This window comes from Veillonella absiana (assembly GCF_032970865.1).
Classification (GTDB): Bacteria; Bacillota; Negativicutes; order Veillonellales; family Veillonellaceae; genus Veillonella; species Veillonella absiana.
Map to the genome: position 1 here is coordinate 127791 of NZ_JAWJZB010000003.1, position 17552 is coordinate 145342.

At 39.0% G+C, this 17552-nt stretch carries 12 protein-coding genes; 10 read left to right on the forward strand and 2 right to left on the reverse strand.

What is annotated here, in order from left to right; all coding sequences use genetic code 11:
* The first annotated feature begins 29 nt into the window (after positions 1-29).
* Both RVY80_RS03340 and RVY80_RS03345 read left to right on the forward strand, forming a co-directional pair.
* Positions 30-2516, forward strand: a complete 2487-nt coding sequence (locus tag RVY80_RS03340; protein ID WP_317329677.1) for a DUF3656 domain-containing U32 family peptidase — start codon at positions 30-32, stop codon at positions 2514-2516.
* Between the two features lie 117 nt (positions 2517-2633).
* On the forward strand, positions 2634-5009 hold the full coding sequence (locus RVY80_RS03345; RefSeq protein WP_317329678.1) for an endonuclease MutS2: 2376 nt from the start codon (positions 2634-2636) through the stop codon (positions 5007-5009).
* A gap of 140 nt (positions 5010-5149) precedes the next feature.
* Here RVY80_RS03345 and RVY80_RS03350 read toward each other — a convergent pair whose 3' ends face one another.
* The gene (locus RVY80_RS03350) at positions 5150-7237 is read right to left on the reverse strand and encodes a transglycosylase domain-containing protein (RefSeq protein WP_317329679.1); all 2088 of its coding nucleotides are present in this window, start codon (positions 7235-7237) and stop codon (positions 5150-5152) included.
* A gap of 295 nt (positions 7238-7532) precedes the next feature.
* On the opposite strand from RVY80_RS03350, the gene tyrS reads away from it, so the two are divergent.
* The 6 genes from tyrS (at position 7533) to RVY80_RS03380 (ending at position 14661) form a co-directional block, all read left to right on the forward strand.
* On the forward strand, positions 7533-8741 hold the full coding sequence (gene tyrS / locus RVY80_RS03355) for a tyrosine--tRNA ligase (protein ID WP_310746178.1): 1209 nt from the start codon (positions 7533-7535) through the stop codon (positions 8739-8741).
* Between the two features lie 11 nt (positions 8742-8752).
* The gene (locus RVY80_RS03360) at positions 8753-9367 is read left to right on the forward strand and encodes an NUDIX hydrolase (RefSeq protein WP_317329680.1); all 615 of its coding nucleotides are present in this window, start codon (positions 8753-8755) and stop codon (positions 9365-9367) included.
* A gap of 337 nt (positions 9368-9704) precedes the next feature.
* Positions 9705-12089, forward strand: a complete 2385-nt coding sequence (ppsA, locus tag RVY80_RS03365; RefSeq protein WP_317329681.1) for a phosphoenolpyruvate synthase — start codon at positions 9705-9707, stop codon at positions 12087-12089.
* A gap of 115 nt (positions 12090-12204) precedes the next feature.
* Positions 12205-12834, forward strand: coding sequence for a helix-turn-helix transcriptional regulator (locus tag RVY80_RS03370; RefSeq protein ID WP_317329682.1), 630 nt, complete (start codon positions 12205-12207; stop codon positions 12832-12834).
* Between the two features lie 10 nt (positions 12835-12844).
* The gene (locus tag RVY80_RS03375; protein WP_317329683.1) at positions 12845-13669 is read left to right on the forward strand and encodes a pyruvate, water dikinase regulatory protein; all 825 of its coding nucleotides are present in this window, start codon (positions 12845-12847) and stop codon (positions 13667-13669) included.
* 8 nt (positions 13670-13677) lie between these two features.
* On the forward strand, positions 13678-14661 hold the full coding sequence (locus tag RVY80_RS03380) for a deoxyguanosinetriphosphate triphosphohydrolase (RefSeq protein WP_295188187.1): 984 nt from the start codon (positions 13678-13680) through the stop codon (positions 14659-14661).
* Positions 14662-14810: 149 nt separating this feature from the next.
* On the opposite strand, the gene rpmB is transcribed toward RVY80_RS03380, so the two are convergent.
* On the reverse strand, positions 14811-14999 hold the full coding sequence (gene rpmB, locus RVY80_RS03385) for a 50S ribosomal protein L28 (RefSeq protein ID WP_005386334.1): 189 nt from the start codon (positions 14997-14999) through the stop codon (positions 14811-14813).
* A gap of 162 nt (positions 15000-15161) precedes the next feature.
* Between rpmB and recG the strand changes: the two genes are divergently transcribed.
* Both recG and RVY80_RS03395 read left to right on the forward strand, forming a co-directional pair.
* Complete coding sequence (gene recG, locus RVY80_RS03390; RefSeq protein WP_317329684.1) at positions 15162-17204, forward strand: ATP-dependent DNA helicase RecG; 2043 nt, start codon at positions 15162-15164, stop codon at positions 17202-17204.
* Between the two features lie 136 nt (positions 17205-17340).
* Positions 17341-17526, forward strand: coding sequence for a 4-oxalocrotonate tautomerase (locus RVY80_RS03395; RefSeq protein WP_295188183.1), 186 nt, complete (start codon positions 17341-17343; stop codon positions 17524-17526).
* Positions 17527-17552: the final 26 nt, after the last annotated feature.

Here is a 17552-nt window from a genome sequence, read left to right on the forward strand (position 1 = left end):
TTATAAAGCTATTATATAAAGGAGAGTTCATGGAATTATTAGCGCCAGCTGGAACCATGGAAAATTTCATAGCAGGCCTTGAGGCAGGTGCCGATGCCATTTATTTAGGTGGTAAAGGATTTAATGCGCGTGCTCACGCAGCAAATTTTGATATTGATGAGCTTGCTGAGGCTATACGCTTAGCGCACATTCTTGATGTGTCCGTCTATGTAACAGTAAATATCCTCATTGGTGACCGTGAAATGAAGGATCTTACCAGTTATTTAAAGGACCTAGAGCGTATTGGTGTAGATGCCATTATCGTACAAGATTTGGCAGTGGCTAAATTGGCCCAGCAAGTGGCACCTAATTTACATCTTCATGGTAGTACGCAAATGACGGCTACTACATTAGATGCAGTTCGATTCTATGAAAAATTGGGATTTACTCGTGTTGTATTAGGCCGTGAATTGAGTCTTGATGAAATCCGCCATATCTGTAAAAACTGCAAGGTTGAAATTGAAATCTTTGTTCATGGGGCCCTTTGCGTATGCTATTCTGGGCAATGTTTGATGAGCTCCTTTATTGGTGGCCGTAGCGGTAATCGTGGTGCCTGTGCGCAACCATGTCGATTGCCGTACGAACTCATTGATGAAAGTGGCAAAAATGTGTTGCCACCGAATGAAAACTATGTGTTGAGTCTTAAGGACTTGAACTATAGTGCGTTTATGAATGAGCTCGTAGAGGCCGGTGTGGCATCCTTTAAAGTAGAAGGCCGTATGAAAAAGGTATCCTATGTGCGCCAAGTTATCGGTACGTACCGAGATATCCTCAATCGCGCTAAAGGCCATGAACATGAACCTACGAAATTAACTAAACATGATACATTAGCCTTAGAATCTGGATTTAATCGTGGGTTTTCTACATCCTATTTGGAACATCAGGTAGGCCGACAAATGATCACGGCGGTAGCCCCCAATAATCAAGGAAAACCAGTGGGCAAGGCTGTTCATAAAAAAGGTAAATTAGAGCTTCTTTTACAGGAAACTGTTGAACACGGCTCATTATTAAAGGTCATTCAAAAGGCTGGTTCCGTGGTGTACTATGAATTTGATTCCTCCTGGAAACAAATCAAAGAGGGGCACTATGTAGGTACCCCAGAGGAAGGTATGGCGGATGGGACGGTCTATGTTGCGTCAGCACCGAAACAACAAAAGAGTCGAGGTCTACAAGAATTTACTCGCAAATATCCTGTCTATGCGTACTTACAAATGGAAAACCCTGGTGTATCCTTAACGCTATTATTAGAAAATGGCATGACCGTAACGGTAGACCATGAGTATGTTCCTAAAATTGCGGATCACAATCCAACTAGTATTGAAAAAGTACAAGATCAATTAAGTCGTTTAGGCAATACTCTATTTGCACTGTCTGGTGTGAATATGCCAGAAGGTCCGTATTTATGGCCAGCTAGTGTACTCAATGATTTACGCCGTCGTGGTGTAGAGGCCTTAGAGGCGGAATTGATAGAGTATCATAGAACTGAGTGGGCAAAACGTAGTGCAGAACCAAGTGATTATTCTGAATTACAGGCGAAATCTCAATTAGAGGTGAAATCCCAATTACAGACGAAATCTCAATTAGAAGTACAGAACAGCAATTTATCATTGCCAGCCATTAGCGCTCGTGTAGATGAGCTAGATGGTGTTCGTGCAGCTATAGCTGGGGGCGCTCATAAAATCGTCTTTGGCGGTGACCGCTTGCAACGTACACCATATCAAGCGGATGTATATGCACAGGTGGTTGAACTCTGTCGTAAAGGACAGGTGTATTGTACTTTCACCATACCACGTGTCATCAAGGATGATGAAGTAGAAACATACCTAACAACGCTACAAGCGATGATAGGTGCTAAACCTGATGCTATTGGTATTCATGTACCACAAGCCCTGATTTGGCTCAATGATTTAGGTTTTACTGGACATATTGAATGTGATACGGGACTGAATATATTTAACACCCATAGTGCTCAATTCTGGGAAGGTCTACAGGTGAGCGCTATAGCACCGTCTCAAGAAATGACATTGACGCAAATCAGTGAATTGACACGTCATATTCATACTCCGATTGAGACAATGGTCCATGGACGTACGGAGATGATGATTTCCGAATACTGTGCTATTGCAAGCTTTGTGGGGACGGGCCAAAAGGAAAATTGCCCAGCCCCATGTTTGAAACAACATTACGCATTAAAGGACCGCAAGGGGGAATTATTCCTATTGCGTACAGATCCCTATTGTCGTATGCACATCATGAACAGTCATGAGATGGATATGAAGGCTTATGTGCCTGAATTGGTACAAAAAGGGATTTCCATTTTGCGCATTGATGGACGTCAGGTGGGATCAAAACAATTGGAACGAACAGTTAGAGATTACGTGGATATTTTGGAACAACGTAAACCGGCACCACCTAAACAACAAGATGCTATGGAGGCACCAATCACGAGAGGCCATTATTTCCGTGGTATATTGTAAAGTGAAATTGATACTAGCTGATTCATATCATATATAGATATATGCTTAGGCTAGATGAAATATTAAACACTGTGGTGACATAGTTCAGTGGGATAGAAAAAAGAGAGGAGGAACTGTATGTACAATGAAGAAACATTAGATTTTTCTACCATAAAAAAAGAATTAGAAAAACATTGTGGCTCTAAGATTGCCAAAGAACTAGCGAGCCAACTAGAACCGATGGATGAACGCGAAGTCATTCAAGAAGCCTTGGATGAAATGGTAGAGGCTATTCGTTCTTTGCAAATGGAAATTGAACAGCCCCTTGGCGGTACTCGTGATATTCGAGAATCCTGTAAAAAAAGTCGTAAAGACATTGTGTTAACACGAGAAAATTTATGGGATATCCTCATCACTATTGGCGCCTACAAGCGGATGACTAAATTTTTCCGTCAAAAATACATGGAATATCCACTTCTTTCTTTATGGGTTCAGGATATGCCAAATCACGATCGTATCGAAAACCGATTGAAACGTGTATTTGATGAAAAAGGCGAATTGCTTGATACAGCATCTCCTAAATTAGCTAGTTTACGTAATACTATTACTAAAACACGGGAACGTATTAAAAATGATATCCAAGCTATTTTGCATGACAAGGATAATCAAAAATATTTCCAAGAGGCGCTCATTACACAACGTAATAATCGCTACGTAATTCCGGTGAAACAAGAATATCGTCAATATTTTGATGGCTTAATTCACGATAAATCTGCGACGGGTCAAACCCTGTACATCGAACCTATGCGCTTAGTAAACCTAAATAATGATCTGCAAGAGGCTATTTTGGGTGAGGAACAAGAGGTTCTGCGTATTTATAAGGAATTGTCTGGCTTGGTGAAAGCTAGTAGCAATGATTTGATGGATGCCTGTGAAAAGGTATCCCATGTAGAATTCGTCTATGGTAAGGCGGCCTTAGCTATTACTATGAAGGCCAGCCCTGCAGTATTGAGTCCTAATCGTGAAGTCAAACTCATGAAGGCTCGTCATCCACTCATTCCTGCCAATATTGTGGTTCCAACGGATATTACGTTGGGCATGGATTATCGCATTCTCTTGATTACTGGCTCTAATACAGGTGGTAAAACGGTGTCCCTTAAAACATTGGGCCTGTTGAGTTTGATGAATCAAAGCGGTCTTTGCATTCCTGCCGAACCAGGGTCCATGTTACCAATCTTTCATAATATTTATGCTGATATTGGGGACGAACAAAGTATAGAGGCCAGCCTCAGTACATTTTCTGCCCATATGACGCAAGTTATTTCCATCATTAAACATGTAGGCCCTAATGATTTAGTGCTCCTCGATGAATTGGGTTCTGGGACGGATCCAGAGGAAGGGAGCGCATTAGCCGTTGCCATTCTCGACTATTTCCGCAAAAAAGGCGCCCTTATGATGGTGAGTACTCATTATAATGAATTGAAAAATTATGCGTATCATACAGAGGGCATTGAAAATGGCCATGTGGAATTTGATGAACGCACATTGCGACCAACCTATCGATTGCACATCGGTGTGGCTGGTAGTAGTCATGCCTTGAGTATTGCGGCACGTCTTGGATTGCCTAAGGATATTGTGAAAGATGCGGCAGAGTACAAATCTAAATTCGCCAATAATGAAATGGAAGAAGTACTCAGCGATTTGAATGAACAATTACGTCGCGCCTCTGACCGTGAACGGGCGCTGAAAAAAGAATTAGATGAAGCACGTCGTATGCGTGGTCAACTAGAGCGTGAGAAAAAACAATTCAATGAAAAGCGCAAGACCATGATGACGAAGGCTCAAGAGGAAGCGGAGAACATGAAGCGTTCCATTCGTGTAGAAGGAGAACAGATTATCAAGCAATTGAAATCGCAATTCTCTGAAACGAATACGAAGAAACGCCAAGATGCCATCAACGCAGCTCGTAAAGGGATATCTGGTGTACAAGTGCCGCAGGCACCGCTAGATGATGAACGCAAGGAACTTACAGCTAACGATATCAAAGTAAACCAAGTAGTGTACGTAACCACATTACGTTCCTTGGGCACTGTATTATCTATTAATGGTAAACGTGTGAATGTTGATATTAATGGACTCACAGCGACCGTAAAACTCAATGAATTACGCAGTACCACTCGCGAAGAAGGTAATAAACTAGAACGCGACCAAAAGAGACCACAACCAAAGGAACGCAAGCGTTCTGGCATGGCTGTGCTCCGGCAGCAACAAGCATCTACAGAGATCAATATTTTAGGTCAAACCGTAGACGAAGCCGTTGTGTCGGTAGGGCGATTTATTGATCAGGCCTTGCTGGCTGGTATTGGTCAAGTTCGCATTATTCATGGCAAGGGCACTGGTGCCTTGCGTGATGGGGTTCATCAATATTTACGTACCTTACCACAAGTTAGACATTTTGAAACTGCTGGCTATGATGAAGGTGGAGCAGGGGCTACTAATGTTGTGTTGAAGTAAATTTGGCTTTACTCTAAGTTACAATTGTTTTGAAATGAATTAGTCCTCTATTAAGTGGTAGAAAACTTATATATAACAAAAAAAGAACTCCTTCAGGAGTTCTTTTTTTGTTATTACAATTATATGTGATTTATAAGACGTTACTCTTTAGAAGATTTTTTAGAGCTCTTTTCTTCTTTTGGAGCTGGTTCTTCATTAACAGTTTCCTTAGAATCTTTTGAATCCTTAGATTCTACTTTTTCATCAGATTTTTCATCTTTACTATCTTTTTTTGCTTCTTCTTTTGGAGTTTCTTTAGCAACAGCACGATATCCTTGATTAATAATGGATTGTGCAGATGCAGGAACATTAAAATCGGAAACAGGGGTGTTAGCTAATGCCTGGTTCATAAAGTCATGCCAAATCATAGCTGGGATAGTACCACCAGTTGTACCATTTAAGGTTTCCACACCAAAGTCATCGCCCATCCATACTGCCGCTACTAAGTCAGGTGTATAACCGACGAACCATGCATCTTTAGAATCATCTGTTGTACCAGTTTTACCGGCTGCAGGACGACCGATGGCAGCATTACCACCAGTACCACCTTGGATTACTGATTCAAGCATACTTGTGATGATAGCAGCATCTTTTTCTTCGATGACACGTTTTTCATCCACAGAAGATTCTTCTAGAACTTGACCATTGCGATCGATAATTTTTGTAATCGCTGTTGGATTAATTTTTAAACCACCATTGGCAAGAACACTATAGGCCGTAGCCATTTCGATAGGGCTGACACCATGTGTTAAACCACCAAGTGCAGCAGCTAGGTTGTTATCAGAATCAGTAAGGCTTGTAATGCCCATTTCTTTGGCTAGATTTAAAATCTTACGCATACCAATATCATCTGCTAGTTTAACGGTAGCCACATTCAAGGAATGTTGCAGTGCATAGCGTAATGGTACTTGACCAAAGTAAGATCTTTCATAGTTTTGTGGTTTCCAGCCATTGAAGTCAACAGGGGAATCATCAATGATTGTACCTGGTGTCATACCTTGTTGAATAGCAGCTAGGTATACAAATGGTTTGAAAGAAGAACCAGGTTGGCGTGTAGCTTGTGTAGCGCGGTTAAAGGAGTCATTGCCACGACCACCAACCATAGCCACGATATAACCATTATGTGGATTTACAGCTACTAAGGCACCTTGTGGTTGTTGTAAGCCATTTTGATCTGTATAGAATGTTGGAAGGTCGCCCATCGCACGGACTGCAGCATTTTGGGCATCCATATCGATTGTGGTATAGATTTTTAAACCATCTTTATAGATTGCATCATCACCATATTTTTCAGAAACTTGAGCAATAACGTAATTAATAAAATAGGATGCATTAGTATCTGTACTAGCAGTAGCATCTTGTTTAGCAATTAATTCTAAGTCTGCTTCTTTTGCTTCATCAGCTTGTGCTTGAGTAATATAGTTATATTTAACCATTTGGCCTAACACGATAGCTTGACGTTTTTTACTAGCCTCTAAATCATTGAATGGAGAGAAGTAGTTAGGGCTTTGTGGAAGACCTGCTAAAATTGACGCTTGGGCTAAGGATAAGTCTTGTACATCTTTACCAAAATAAACTTTGGAGGCTGCTTGAACGCCATACGCACCTTGACCAAAATAAATTTGGTTCATGTACATTTCTAAAATTTCTTGTTTTGTGTATCGTTGTTCAATACGTAATGCTAGGAGTGCTTCTGATACTTTACGTTTTAGTGTACGATCTTGTGAAAGAAATGCATTTCTTGCAAGTTGTTGCGTAATGGTAGAACCACCTTCAGATACACCACTACGTGCAATGTTTACCCATACGGCACGTAGAATACCGACAGGATCTATGCCGTGATGACTATAAAAACGAGCATCTTCTGTAGCAACAAAGGCATTTTGTAAGCTTTTTGGTACCTCAGAGATGGGTACAGGTAATCGATTTTCCGTAGAATGAACTGTAGTGAGTAGATTGCCATGTACATCATAAATTTGTGAGGATGCTGCAGGTTGCACATTTTCTACATCTGGTAAATTTGACATAGTCGCACTAATAAAGCCACAGCCAGCACCGGCTACAATAAGTATAGATAGTAGCATAGTTATCCAGAAAAATCGTTTCACCGAGGAGTTTTTATTTTTCGGTGGTGTAGTTTTTCTTGGTGTAGTTCGTCGACGAGGGGCTGACGACTTTGTATTGTTCATAGAGAACACCTCTTTTGGTAATAAATAATCTTTAAAATTGGTACTTACTTAGGAACTGAGGTAAATTACTTACACAGTTATAATTATTATAGCATAGTTTAAAAATTATCAATATAACTTCCTTATATGGGCTATATAAAAAACTTACAAATTATGTACATTAAAGACCTTACATATTTACTTGAGTGTATAAAGTTTTTACTTATGTACTGAACATAGCTAATCTACGTTATCCATGGTAAGGATATAGGGAATATGGTATACTAAAACATATTATTAATTTAGGAGGACGCTCATGATTAGTGCACAAGAACAAGTACGCCAAATTAAACATGGTGTAGCTGATTTAATTCGTGAAGAAGAATTACTGAAAAAAATAGAACGCTCTATTAAGGAAAATAAACCTTTAACTATTAAATTAGGTTTGGATCCAACGGCTCCAGATATTCATTTAGGTCACACTGTACCTTTACGTAAATTAAAATTGTTCCAAGATTTCGGCCATCAAGTTGTTATCATCATTGGTGGATTTACTGCTCGTATTGGTGATCCTTCTGGTAAAAGTGTCACTCGTCCGCCATTGACAAAAGAGCAAGTAGCAGAAAATGCAGCTACGTATAAAGAACAAATTTTTAAAATTCTTGATAAAGATAAGACTATCATTCGAGATAATAGCGAATGGTTAGAAGAAATGAATTTTGCAGATGTCCTTCGTTTGGCAGGTCGCTATACAGTGGCTCGTATGATGGAACGAGATGATTTCAATAAACGTTTCAAAGAAGGCCGAGCTATCGGCATCCATGAATTTATGTATCCATTGATGCAAGGCTATGACTCTGTAGCTATCAAGGCAGATGTTGAATTTGGTGGTACTGACCAAACTTTTAACGTGTTGATGGGACGGACATTACAAGCTGAAGAAGGTCAAGAACCACAAGTTGTTATTACTATGCCATTACTTGAAGGTTTAGATGGCGTTCAAAAGATGAGTAAATCTTTAGGGAACTATATCGGTATTTCTGAAGCTCCTAAGGAAATGTACGGTAAATCTATGTCTATTCCTGATGAATTGATGATGCGTTATTTCATGCTTGTTACAGATATGACTATTGAAGAGCAAGAAGCATTGGAAGCTAAACTAGAATCTGGTGAAGCGCATCCTCGTGATGTGAAAATGCAATTGGCGCGCACTATCGTTCGTTTATATCATGGTGAAGAAGCTGCATTAGCAGCAGAAGAAGAATTTAAACGCGTATTCCAACAACATGCATTGCCAATAGATATTCCTGAATATGAAATGGCCACACCAGAAGGTCCTGTATTCGTACCACAATTCTGTACAGATGCAGGTTTAACTGCTAGTAATGGGGAAGCGCGACGTTCAATCAAGGCTGGTGCTTTCAAAATCAATGGTGAAAAATATACAGAAGAAAATATTACCCTTGAAGATGGTATGATTGTACAAGTAGGTAAACGTAAGTTTGTGAAAGTTAAATTTAATTAAGGTATACTAAGATGACGGCACTCAAAGATAAGCTCAGTCATCGTGAGCCTCAAATTATTGATGATCAAAATGTTGTATATGCGGCTGTTACTGTACCAATTGTATCTATGGATGGTGAAAATCATATCTTGTTCACGGTACGTAGCAAAACATTGCGACGACAGCCCGGGGAAATTAGTTTCCCAGGCGGACATTGTGAAGTTGATGATAAGACTGGTACAGATGCTGCAATTCGTGAATGCTCTGAAGAGTTGGGAATTCCAGTACGGTCCATTGAATTATTAGGGCCACTGGATTGCTTAGTATCTGCTATTGGCGTTCGCTTACATGCGGTAGCTGTGAGATTACATACATTGGATTTTCATCCTAGTGAACATGAGGTAGGCGAAATATTTACAGTTCCTTTAAAGGAATTGTTAGCTATGGAACCTATCGAGGCACGTGTGGAGGTTGCAACTAAACCTATGGAGGGATTTCCTTTCCATTTGTTAAAAGACTATGAAATAGATTGGAAAACACGTCAATCCTATCCAGTTTATTTCTATCCTTATAAGGGGTATCCGATTTGGGGGCTTACGGCACGGGTCCTAAAAAACTTCCTTGATATTTATCGGGGAGATTTGTAATAGAATACATAGATAAATAGCACGGTTATTTATGTAGGTTTAATCTATATAAAGTCATATATAATGTAGTGGTTGATGTGACTACAATAGGTTAAAGCAATATTTGAGTAGCAACTCGTAATGAGTTGCTACTTTTTTGGAGTTATAGGCATAACCACTGAAAACAAAGATAGTTTTCAGTGGTTCCTATATTAGTGTTGTATAATTGATATATTATAAAGATGATAAAATAGCCAATATTAGTTGGTTTTTAATTTGACAATACACATAATATGATATACTATTTTAATGTAGTTACTTTATTATGTTGCACTAATTAAAATTAGGAGGCTCTCAAATGAATCGCGAAACAGCATATGTATTATGGTTTGATGAATTAAAACGTGAAGATGTTGCACTTGTAGGTGGTAAATCATCATCTCTTGGTGAATTGACTTCTTCTACTAGTGTTCCAGTGCCATATGGATTTGCTACCACTGCTCATGGTTATCGTGAATTTATGAGTAAAACAGGCTTGGAAAGCCGTATTAAAGAAACATTAGATAGTCTTGATGATGTAGAAAACTCTGCATTGCTTCGTGACGTATGTGCTAAAATTCGTGCAATGATTTGCGCAGAAGAAATGCCAGCTGATTTAGCGGAAGCTATTCGTGTATCTTATGAAGAACTTGGTAAAAAAGTGGGTGAAAAAGATCCATTCGTAGCTGTTCGCTCTAGTGCTACAGCAGAGGATTTACCAGATGCGAGTTTTGCAGGTCAACAAGATACCTATTTAAATGTTCGTGGTGCAGACACAATTATTGAAAAAGTTAAAGAATGTTATGCATCTACATTTACAGATCGTGCAACATATTACCGTGTAAAGCAAGGTTTTGACCATATGACAGTAGCATTGAGTGCTGCTGTTCAAATGATGGTGTTCTCCAAAGCAGCTGGTGTTATGTTTACGGTTGATTTGGTAACTGGCGATGACAACAATATTTTAATTGAAGGTTCTTGGGGACTTGGGGAATATGTTGTACAAGGTACAGTGACACCAGATAATTTCCACGTAAATAAACATGATATGGTTATTACTGACCGTATGATTAATGATAAACACATTCGTCTAGTTCGTAAGGCTGATGGTGACTGCATTGAAGAAGTGGTACCTGCAGATGAAGCTCGAGCACAAGTACTTTCTGATGCACAAGTATTAGAGTTAGCTGATTATGCTAAACAAATTGAAAAACATTATGGTTGCTATATGGATATGGAATGGGGCGTTGATGAAAGAGATGGAAAACTTTGGATTCTACAAGCTCGCCCAGAAACAGTATGGTCTCGAAAAGAAAAATCTGATACATCAGCAGAAACACCTTCTTTGGGTGATACCGGAAATCGTGAAATTGTTGTAAAAGGATTGCCAGCATCCCCTGGTAATGCAGCTGGTAAAGCTCATGTTATTATCGATCCTTCTGATATTGATGATTTCAAAGAAGGCGAAATTCTAGTGACTGCGATGACAGCACCTGACTGGGTACCAGCTATGAAAAAAGCAAAAGCTATCGTTACTGATGCTGGTGGTATGACCTGTCATGCATCCATCGTAAGCCGTGAACTTGGTATTCCTTGTATCGTTGGTACAAAGAGCCGTAGTCAAGAAGCTACAACCTCTATAAAAGATGGTCAAATGATTACTGTAGATGCTACTAATGGTATTGTTTATGATGGCGTTATTGAAGACGTTGTGAAAAAAGCAGAACAACCTGCAGCAGCTGCAGTAGCTACAGAATATATTCCTGTAACAGGCACGAAGGTGTATATGAATCTTGGTGATCCTGATTTAGCTGAAAAATATGGTGTATTGCCATGTGATGGTATCGGCTTAATGCGTGAAGAGTTCATTTGGACTACTTTCATCCATGAACATCCATTGTATTTGATTGAAACTGGTCGCAGTGATGTGGCTGTTAATACACTGGCTGAAGGCATGCGCAAAGTATGTCAAGCTTTGGCACCTCGTCAAGTCGTAGTTCGTTTGAGTGATTTCAAATCTAGTGAATATCGTGATCTTAAAGGTGGCGATAAATATGAGCCTCATGAATCTAGTGCTTTACTAGGTTGGAGAGGGGCATCTCGTTATTATGATCCAAAATATCTACCAGCTTTCAAATTAGAATTAGAAGCTATTAAAAAAGTGCGTAATGAATATGGATTTAAAAATCTTCAAGTTATGATTCCATTCTGTCGTACAGTACAAGAGGCCGAACTGGTTACTAATTTGATGGCTCAAGAAGGTCTTGTGCGTAGTGCAGACTTCAAAATTTGGTTGATGGCAGAAATTCCATCTAATATTATTTTGGCAGATCAATTTAATAAATACGTGGATGGCTATTCTATCGGATCCAATGATTTAACTATGTTGGTACTAGGCTGTGACCGTGATAACGAAACTGTACAACATATTTATGATGAAAGAAATCTTGCGGTTCGTCGTGCTATTCGTCATTTAATTGAAGTGGCTCATAAAGATGGTAAAACAGTATCTATCTGTGGCCAAGCACCAAGTGTATATCCAGAATTATGCGATTTCTTAGTTAAGAGCGGTATCGATTCCATTTCCGTAAATCCAGATGCTGTTAAGAGTACTAAGAAAATGGTTGCCCAATTAGAGCAACGTATGATGCTTGATGCTGTAACAGGTCGTGGACGCCAAGAATCTGAAGATTTAACTTGGTAATTGTAAATCATTTGAGCATAAGATTATAGAGAGAGGAGACTTATTTAAGTCTCCTCTTTTTACAAATGGAAATACAGGATATAATGGAACTATGTAAACGAAAGGAGGAGCAGTATTGAAACTTTCACAACGGCAAGAACAAATTGCACATATTGTTCGCGAAGAAGGGCCTGTTACCGGTGATGCTATAGCTAAATATCTGGATGTTACTCGATCTGCATTGCGATCGGATTTATCAGTTCTCACCATGTTAGGCGTATTGGATGCTAGACCAAATGTAGGGTATTACTATGTTGGTTTATCTACAGAAACACAAGTATCTGAAACATTGAATTCCTTCACCGTTCAAGATGTTTTGTCTCAAGCTGTAGTGGTAACTCCAGAGACTAGTTTATATGATACGATTGTAACCCTATTTACAGAGGATGTAGGTACGATTCTAGTGTGTGAAGATTCCTATTTATTAGGTGTTGTATCGCGGAAGGATCTATTGCGGGCATCTATGGGACAAAATAATTCAAATACTATGCCTATTTCGATGATAATGACACCTGTTAGTAAGGTGATATTTGTGGAGCCTGCGGATACATTAGTGGAAGCAGCACAGAAAATGATAGATTATGAAGTCGACTGTTTACCTGTAGTTATCATAGAGGCAGAGGCTAAGAAGAAACGATATAAAGTAGTTGGCCGAGTGTCAAAAACAACAGTAACAAAGACATATTTAGAATGCAGTATACAATGAGGTAGTTTTAATGAAAGATAAAATTATTTATGCTATATCGGACTCTCTCGGGGAAACGGCAGAGTCTGTAGCAAGAGCGACAGCCAGTCAATATGATAAGGAGCCAATTGAAATTATTCGGGTTCCTTATATTGTAAGTGAACAACAAATTGATGAAGTTCTTGAGGATGCGAAAGTTGGTGGACATGTAATTTGTCATACTATTGTATCTATTTCTTTGCGTAATTATTTGCATACAAAGGCCAAAGAATATGGTGTACAAGCAGTAGATATTATGGGGCCTGTTTTAAATGCAGTAGGTACTATTGCAGATACTGAACCTCGTATGACAGCTGGTATGGTTCACAAACTAGACCAAGAGTATTTCAAAAAGGTGGAAGCTATTGAATTTGCTGTTAAATATGATGATGGTAAAAATCCAAGTGGATTTGCAAAGGCTGATATCGTAATTATTGGTGTATCTCGTACTAGTAAAACACCGCTATCTATGTATTTAGCATATAAAAAAATAAAAGCTGCTAATCTTCCGTTAGTTCCAGAAGTTCCATTGCCAGAAGAATTATTCAAAATTCCACCAAAGAAAATTGTAGGCTTGATTATCGATCCATACAAATTGAATAATATTCGTTCTGAACGTCTGCGTGCTATTGGTCTTGAGGATGAGGCTAACTATGCATCTGTAGAACGTATTAATCAAGAATTAGAATATGCAAAAGCTATTATGCGACGTTTACATTGCCAAGTATTGGATGTGTCCAATAAGTCGATTGAAGAAACATCGTCCTTTGTAATGCAGTTGATTGATCGTAATCGTGCTATGGATAATAAACAATAAGAGGTGTTATGAATATTAGAGAGCAAATAGAAGAACGGGAAGAGTTAATACTCTCTCCATTAGCGGCAAAAAGTCGTCTTGCTGTACGTAGTAGAGAGGAAGAACCAGATCCTTTGCGTACGGCCTTCCAACGAGATCGTGATCGGATTATTCATAGTAAATGCTTCCGTCGTTTGAAACATAAAACACAGGTGTATATAGCTCCTGGTGATCATTATCGTACACGGATGACTCATACACTAGAAGTGGGACAAATTAGTCGTACCGTAGCTAGAGCATTGCGTCTTAATGAAGATTTAGTAGAGGCTATTGCGATGGGCCATGATGTGGGGCATACCCCATTTGGTCATGTGGGGGAATACGCACTTCGTGATTTAGTTGGTCATTTTAATCATAATGAACAAAGCTTACGCATGGTTGAGGTCATTGAAAAGAATGGGAAGGGCCTTAATTTAACAACAGCTGTTAAAGAGGGAATTGTGGGCCATACCGGGGCGGTGATTCCGTCTACATTAGAAGGCCAAATTGTTCGCATTGTAGACCGTATTGCTTATTTATGTCATGATTTTGATGATGCACAGCGTGCCGGTATGTTATCCGAGGATAGATTGCCTGATGACGTCCGTGAAGTCTTAGGGATTACTCCCTCTGAAATGATTACATCCATGGTAATGGATATTGTAGAAAATTCTATGGATCAGACTGAAATTAAAATGTCTGCAGATGTAGAATTAACGATGAATCGGTTCCGTCAATTTATGTTTAAAGAAGTCTATTTAGCACCGGCCTTAATCCCTGATCGAAATAAGGCGGCTCATGTGGTAAAAAACTTATTTACCTATTTCATGGAGCATCCAGGAGATATGGAAGAAGACTTTGGCCATAATGGGTTCTATTCTACTGTAGATGTGGTGGATTATGTAGCGGGCCTGACAGACCAATATGCTATTAAACTATTCAAGAAATTTTACATTCCTAAAATTATGCTATAAATGAAAAACCGGATTTACCAAATTAGGTGCGTTGGTAAATCCGGTTTTTTGCTGTATGTAGGCAATAGGTTTTTATAAAAAAATAAGGGAAGAAATGAGTTATCATTTCTTCCCTTATTTTTCTTCGTTGAGTACATGTACTTTTTATATTACGCGCGTGTAATTTTATTAGAACGAAGGCAACGTGTGCACACGTTTACTTTTTTAGTAGCACCGTCGACAACAGCTCGTACTCTTTGAATGTTTGGTTTCCAAGTTTTTCTTGTACGAATATGAGAATGACTCACGTTCATACCGCTAGATGTGGATTTGCCACATACTTCGCAAAGGTTTGCCATAGTTTCCACCTCCAAGCATAGTTCTACAACATAACAAAAATATATTATCACAAATAGAATAGTAAAGCAAGCACATAATGAGTAAGTTTTCCTGATTTCATCAATATATGGTATACTCTCCATAGATTATAATATTTTATTAGACTAAATACTAGGTATATTATGAGTGAATTACTAACTTCTATCAAGGGCGTTGGCCCTGGTAGGGAAAAACAATTCCATAAATTAGGTATCCATACGGTATCCTCTTTGCTGTCGTATTTTCCACGTACTTATGAGGATAGACGTAAAATTTATAGTATCAAGGAATTAACAGTTGGCATGACGAGAGGTATTATTGGTACCGTAATCGCTGTCGGGGAAAAACGGCCACGTCCTAGATTATCTATTTTAGAAATCGTGGTGACGGATGGAACGGGTTCCTTGAAAATCGTTATGTTCAATCAAGGCTATAAAAAGAACTTTTATAAAAAAGGTCAACGATTATATGCTTATGGCAAGGTGGAAATTGGTTATGGTGCATTGCAGATGAACACGCCACAAATGGAAAATTTAGGGCCCAATCAAAATCCGGATACAGGTATTGTACCTATTTATTCTTTGGTGGATGGGGTGAGTCAATATATTATCCGTAGTGCAGTGAGAAATTGGTTTTCTGTCCATGGATTTATGGATGAGGTATTGCCGCCGTCCATAGGCAAAAAACATACATTTATGAGTCGCTATGATGCGTTTTATAATATGCATTTTCCTACCTCGAGTGAAAGATACGAACAAGCTCGTCATCAGATGGCCTATGAAGAATTATTTATCATGCAAGCTGGTTTGGCTTTATTGCGTAATAAAGCTCAGAATTATGTGGGCCATAAAATGGAGCCTGATGGGAAATTAATGGCGGCTTTCACAGAGGCTCTGCCATTTACATTGACTAGGGATCAGCAGCAAGCGTTGTATGAAATTTCTTGTGATATGCAAGATGAACGCCCTATGCAACGATTGTTGCAAGGTGATGTGGGCTCTGGAAAAACCGTGGTGGCTACATTGAGTCTGTTAAAGGCTATTGAAAATGGATTCCAAGGGGCATTGATGGCGCCGACGGAAATTTTAGCCGCTCAACATTATGAAGGTATACAAGCGCTTTGTCATAATCTTGATATTACCATTGCTTTATTAACAGGGTCTACATCAAAGAAAGAAAAACAGGATATATACGATCGATTGGCGGATGGCACTATTCAGATGATTATTGGTACTCACGCACTTATTCAGGACAGTGTTGTGTTTGATCGACTAGGCCTTGTCGTTATTGATGAACAACATCGTTTTGGCGTAGAACAACGGGCATCATTGCAAAAAAAAGGAATACATCCCCATGTACTTATCATGACGGCAACGCCCATTCCAAGAACCATGACTTTGTCTGTGTATGGTGATTTAGCTGTGAGTCTCATTAAGAAAATGCCACCGGGACGTAAACCTGTGAAAACCTATGTGGTGGATACATCGTATACGGAACGATTACGTAAATTTTTTGAAAAGGAAATGACTGTAGGACATCAAGTCTATGTGGTTTGTCCTTTAGTGGAAGAATCCGAAAAATTAGATTTACAGGCGGCAGAGGAAACCTTTCTAGAATTACGTGACTATTTCTATAAACGTTTTGACGTAGGTCTCGTTCATGGTCGTATGACACCATCCGAAAAAGATGAAATTATGGAACGATTCCATGCAGGTGATGTAAAGCTACTCGTGTCGACAACGGTTATCGAGGTAGGTGTGAATGTACCGAATGCCACTATTATGTGCGTTGTAGGGGCGGAACGTTTCGGACTTTCACAATTGCACCAATTGCGTGGTCGTGTTGGTCGTAGCGATATTCAGTCCTATTGTATTCTCGTTAGTGATTCTAAAACTGATGTTAGTCAAGAACGGCTAAAATTGATGGAAACTACAAACGATGGATTTGAATTGGCGGAACAAGATTTATTGTTGCGTGGATCCGGTCAGTTATTTGGGGTGGCACAGTCAGGATTGCCAGATTTACGTGTTGCTAATATTATTAAAGATATAGATATTTTAGTGCAAGCACGGCAGGATGTTTTAGATTACGCTAAGGAGTTTGGTATTGAACAATTACAAACTGTTATGAGTAGTGAATTATCGAAACGATTTGGTGAAAAATTTATTAGAATATTGTATAATTAAGATATACTGGTTATAATGTTATAAGGTGCTATAATATTAGATTTTATCTAATGTTTTAGTTGTATCTATACTCTCTTTCACGTATAATAAATTTAATAATTTATTTTTGATTATCAATCCAATGGAGGAAAAAATTATGCCATTAATTCATGTTGAACTCGTTGAAGGTCGTAGTAAAGAAACTAAGAAACAATTGGGCGAAGCAATTACAAAAGCAACTGTAGATATCGTAGGGGTTCCTGTGGATGCAGTAAAAGTAATTTTTGTTGATATGAAAAAAGATGATTTTATGGAAGGCGGCGTATTGCGGTCTGAAAGATAAACTGCGATGTCAAAGGGGCCGTTACG

What these genes read in the sequence shown, in the direction of transcription:
- RVY80_RS03360 (WP_317329680.1), top strand. Translation starts at nt 8,753, where the DNA reads ATGACGGCACTCAAAGATAAGCTCAGTCATCGTGAGCCTCAAATTATT.
- rpmB (WP_005386334.1), bottom strand. Translation starts at nt 14,999, where the DNA reads ATGGCAAACCTTTGCGAAGTATGTGGCAAATCCACATCTAGCGGTATG.
- RVY80_RS03350 (WP_317329679.1), bottom strand. Translation starts at nt 7,237, where the DNA reads ATGAACAATACAAAGTCGTCAGCCCCTCGTCGACGAACTACACCAAGA.
- RVY80_RS03380 (WP_295188187.1), top strand. Translation starts at nt 13,678, where the DNA reads ATGAATATTAGAGAGCAAATAGAAGAACGGGAAGAGTTAATACTCTCT.
- RVY80_RS03345 (WP_317329678.1), top strand. Translation starts at nt 2,634, where the DNA reads ATGTACAATGAAGAAACATTAGATTTTTCTACCATAAAAAAAGAATTA.
- RVY80_RS03395 (WP_295188183.1), top strand. Translation starts at nt 17,341, where the DNA reads ATGCCATTAATTCATGTTGAACTCGTTGAAGGTCGTAGTAAAGAAACT.
- RVY80_RS03375 (WP_317329683.1), top strand. Translation starts at nt 12,845, where the DNA reads ATGAAAGATAAAATTATTTATGCTATATCGGACTCTCTCGGGGAAACG.
- tyrS (WP_310746178.1), top strand. Translation starts at nt 7,533, where the DNA reads ATGATTAGTGCACAAGAACAAGTACGCCAAATTAAACATGGTGTAGCT.
- RVY80_RS03340 (WP_317329677.1), top strand. Translation starts at nt 30, where the DNA reads ATGGAATTATTAGCGCCAGCTGGAACCATGGAAAATTTCATAGCAGGC.
- recG (WP_317329684.1), top strand. Translation starts at nt 15,162, where the DNA reads ATGAGTGAATTACTAACTTCTATCAAGGGCGTTGGCCCTGGTAGGGAA.
- ppsA (WP_317329681.1), top strand. Translation starts at nt 9,705, where the DNA reads ATGAATCGCGAAACAGCATATGTATTATGGTTTGATGAATTAAAACGT.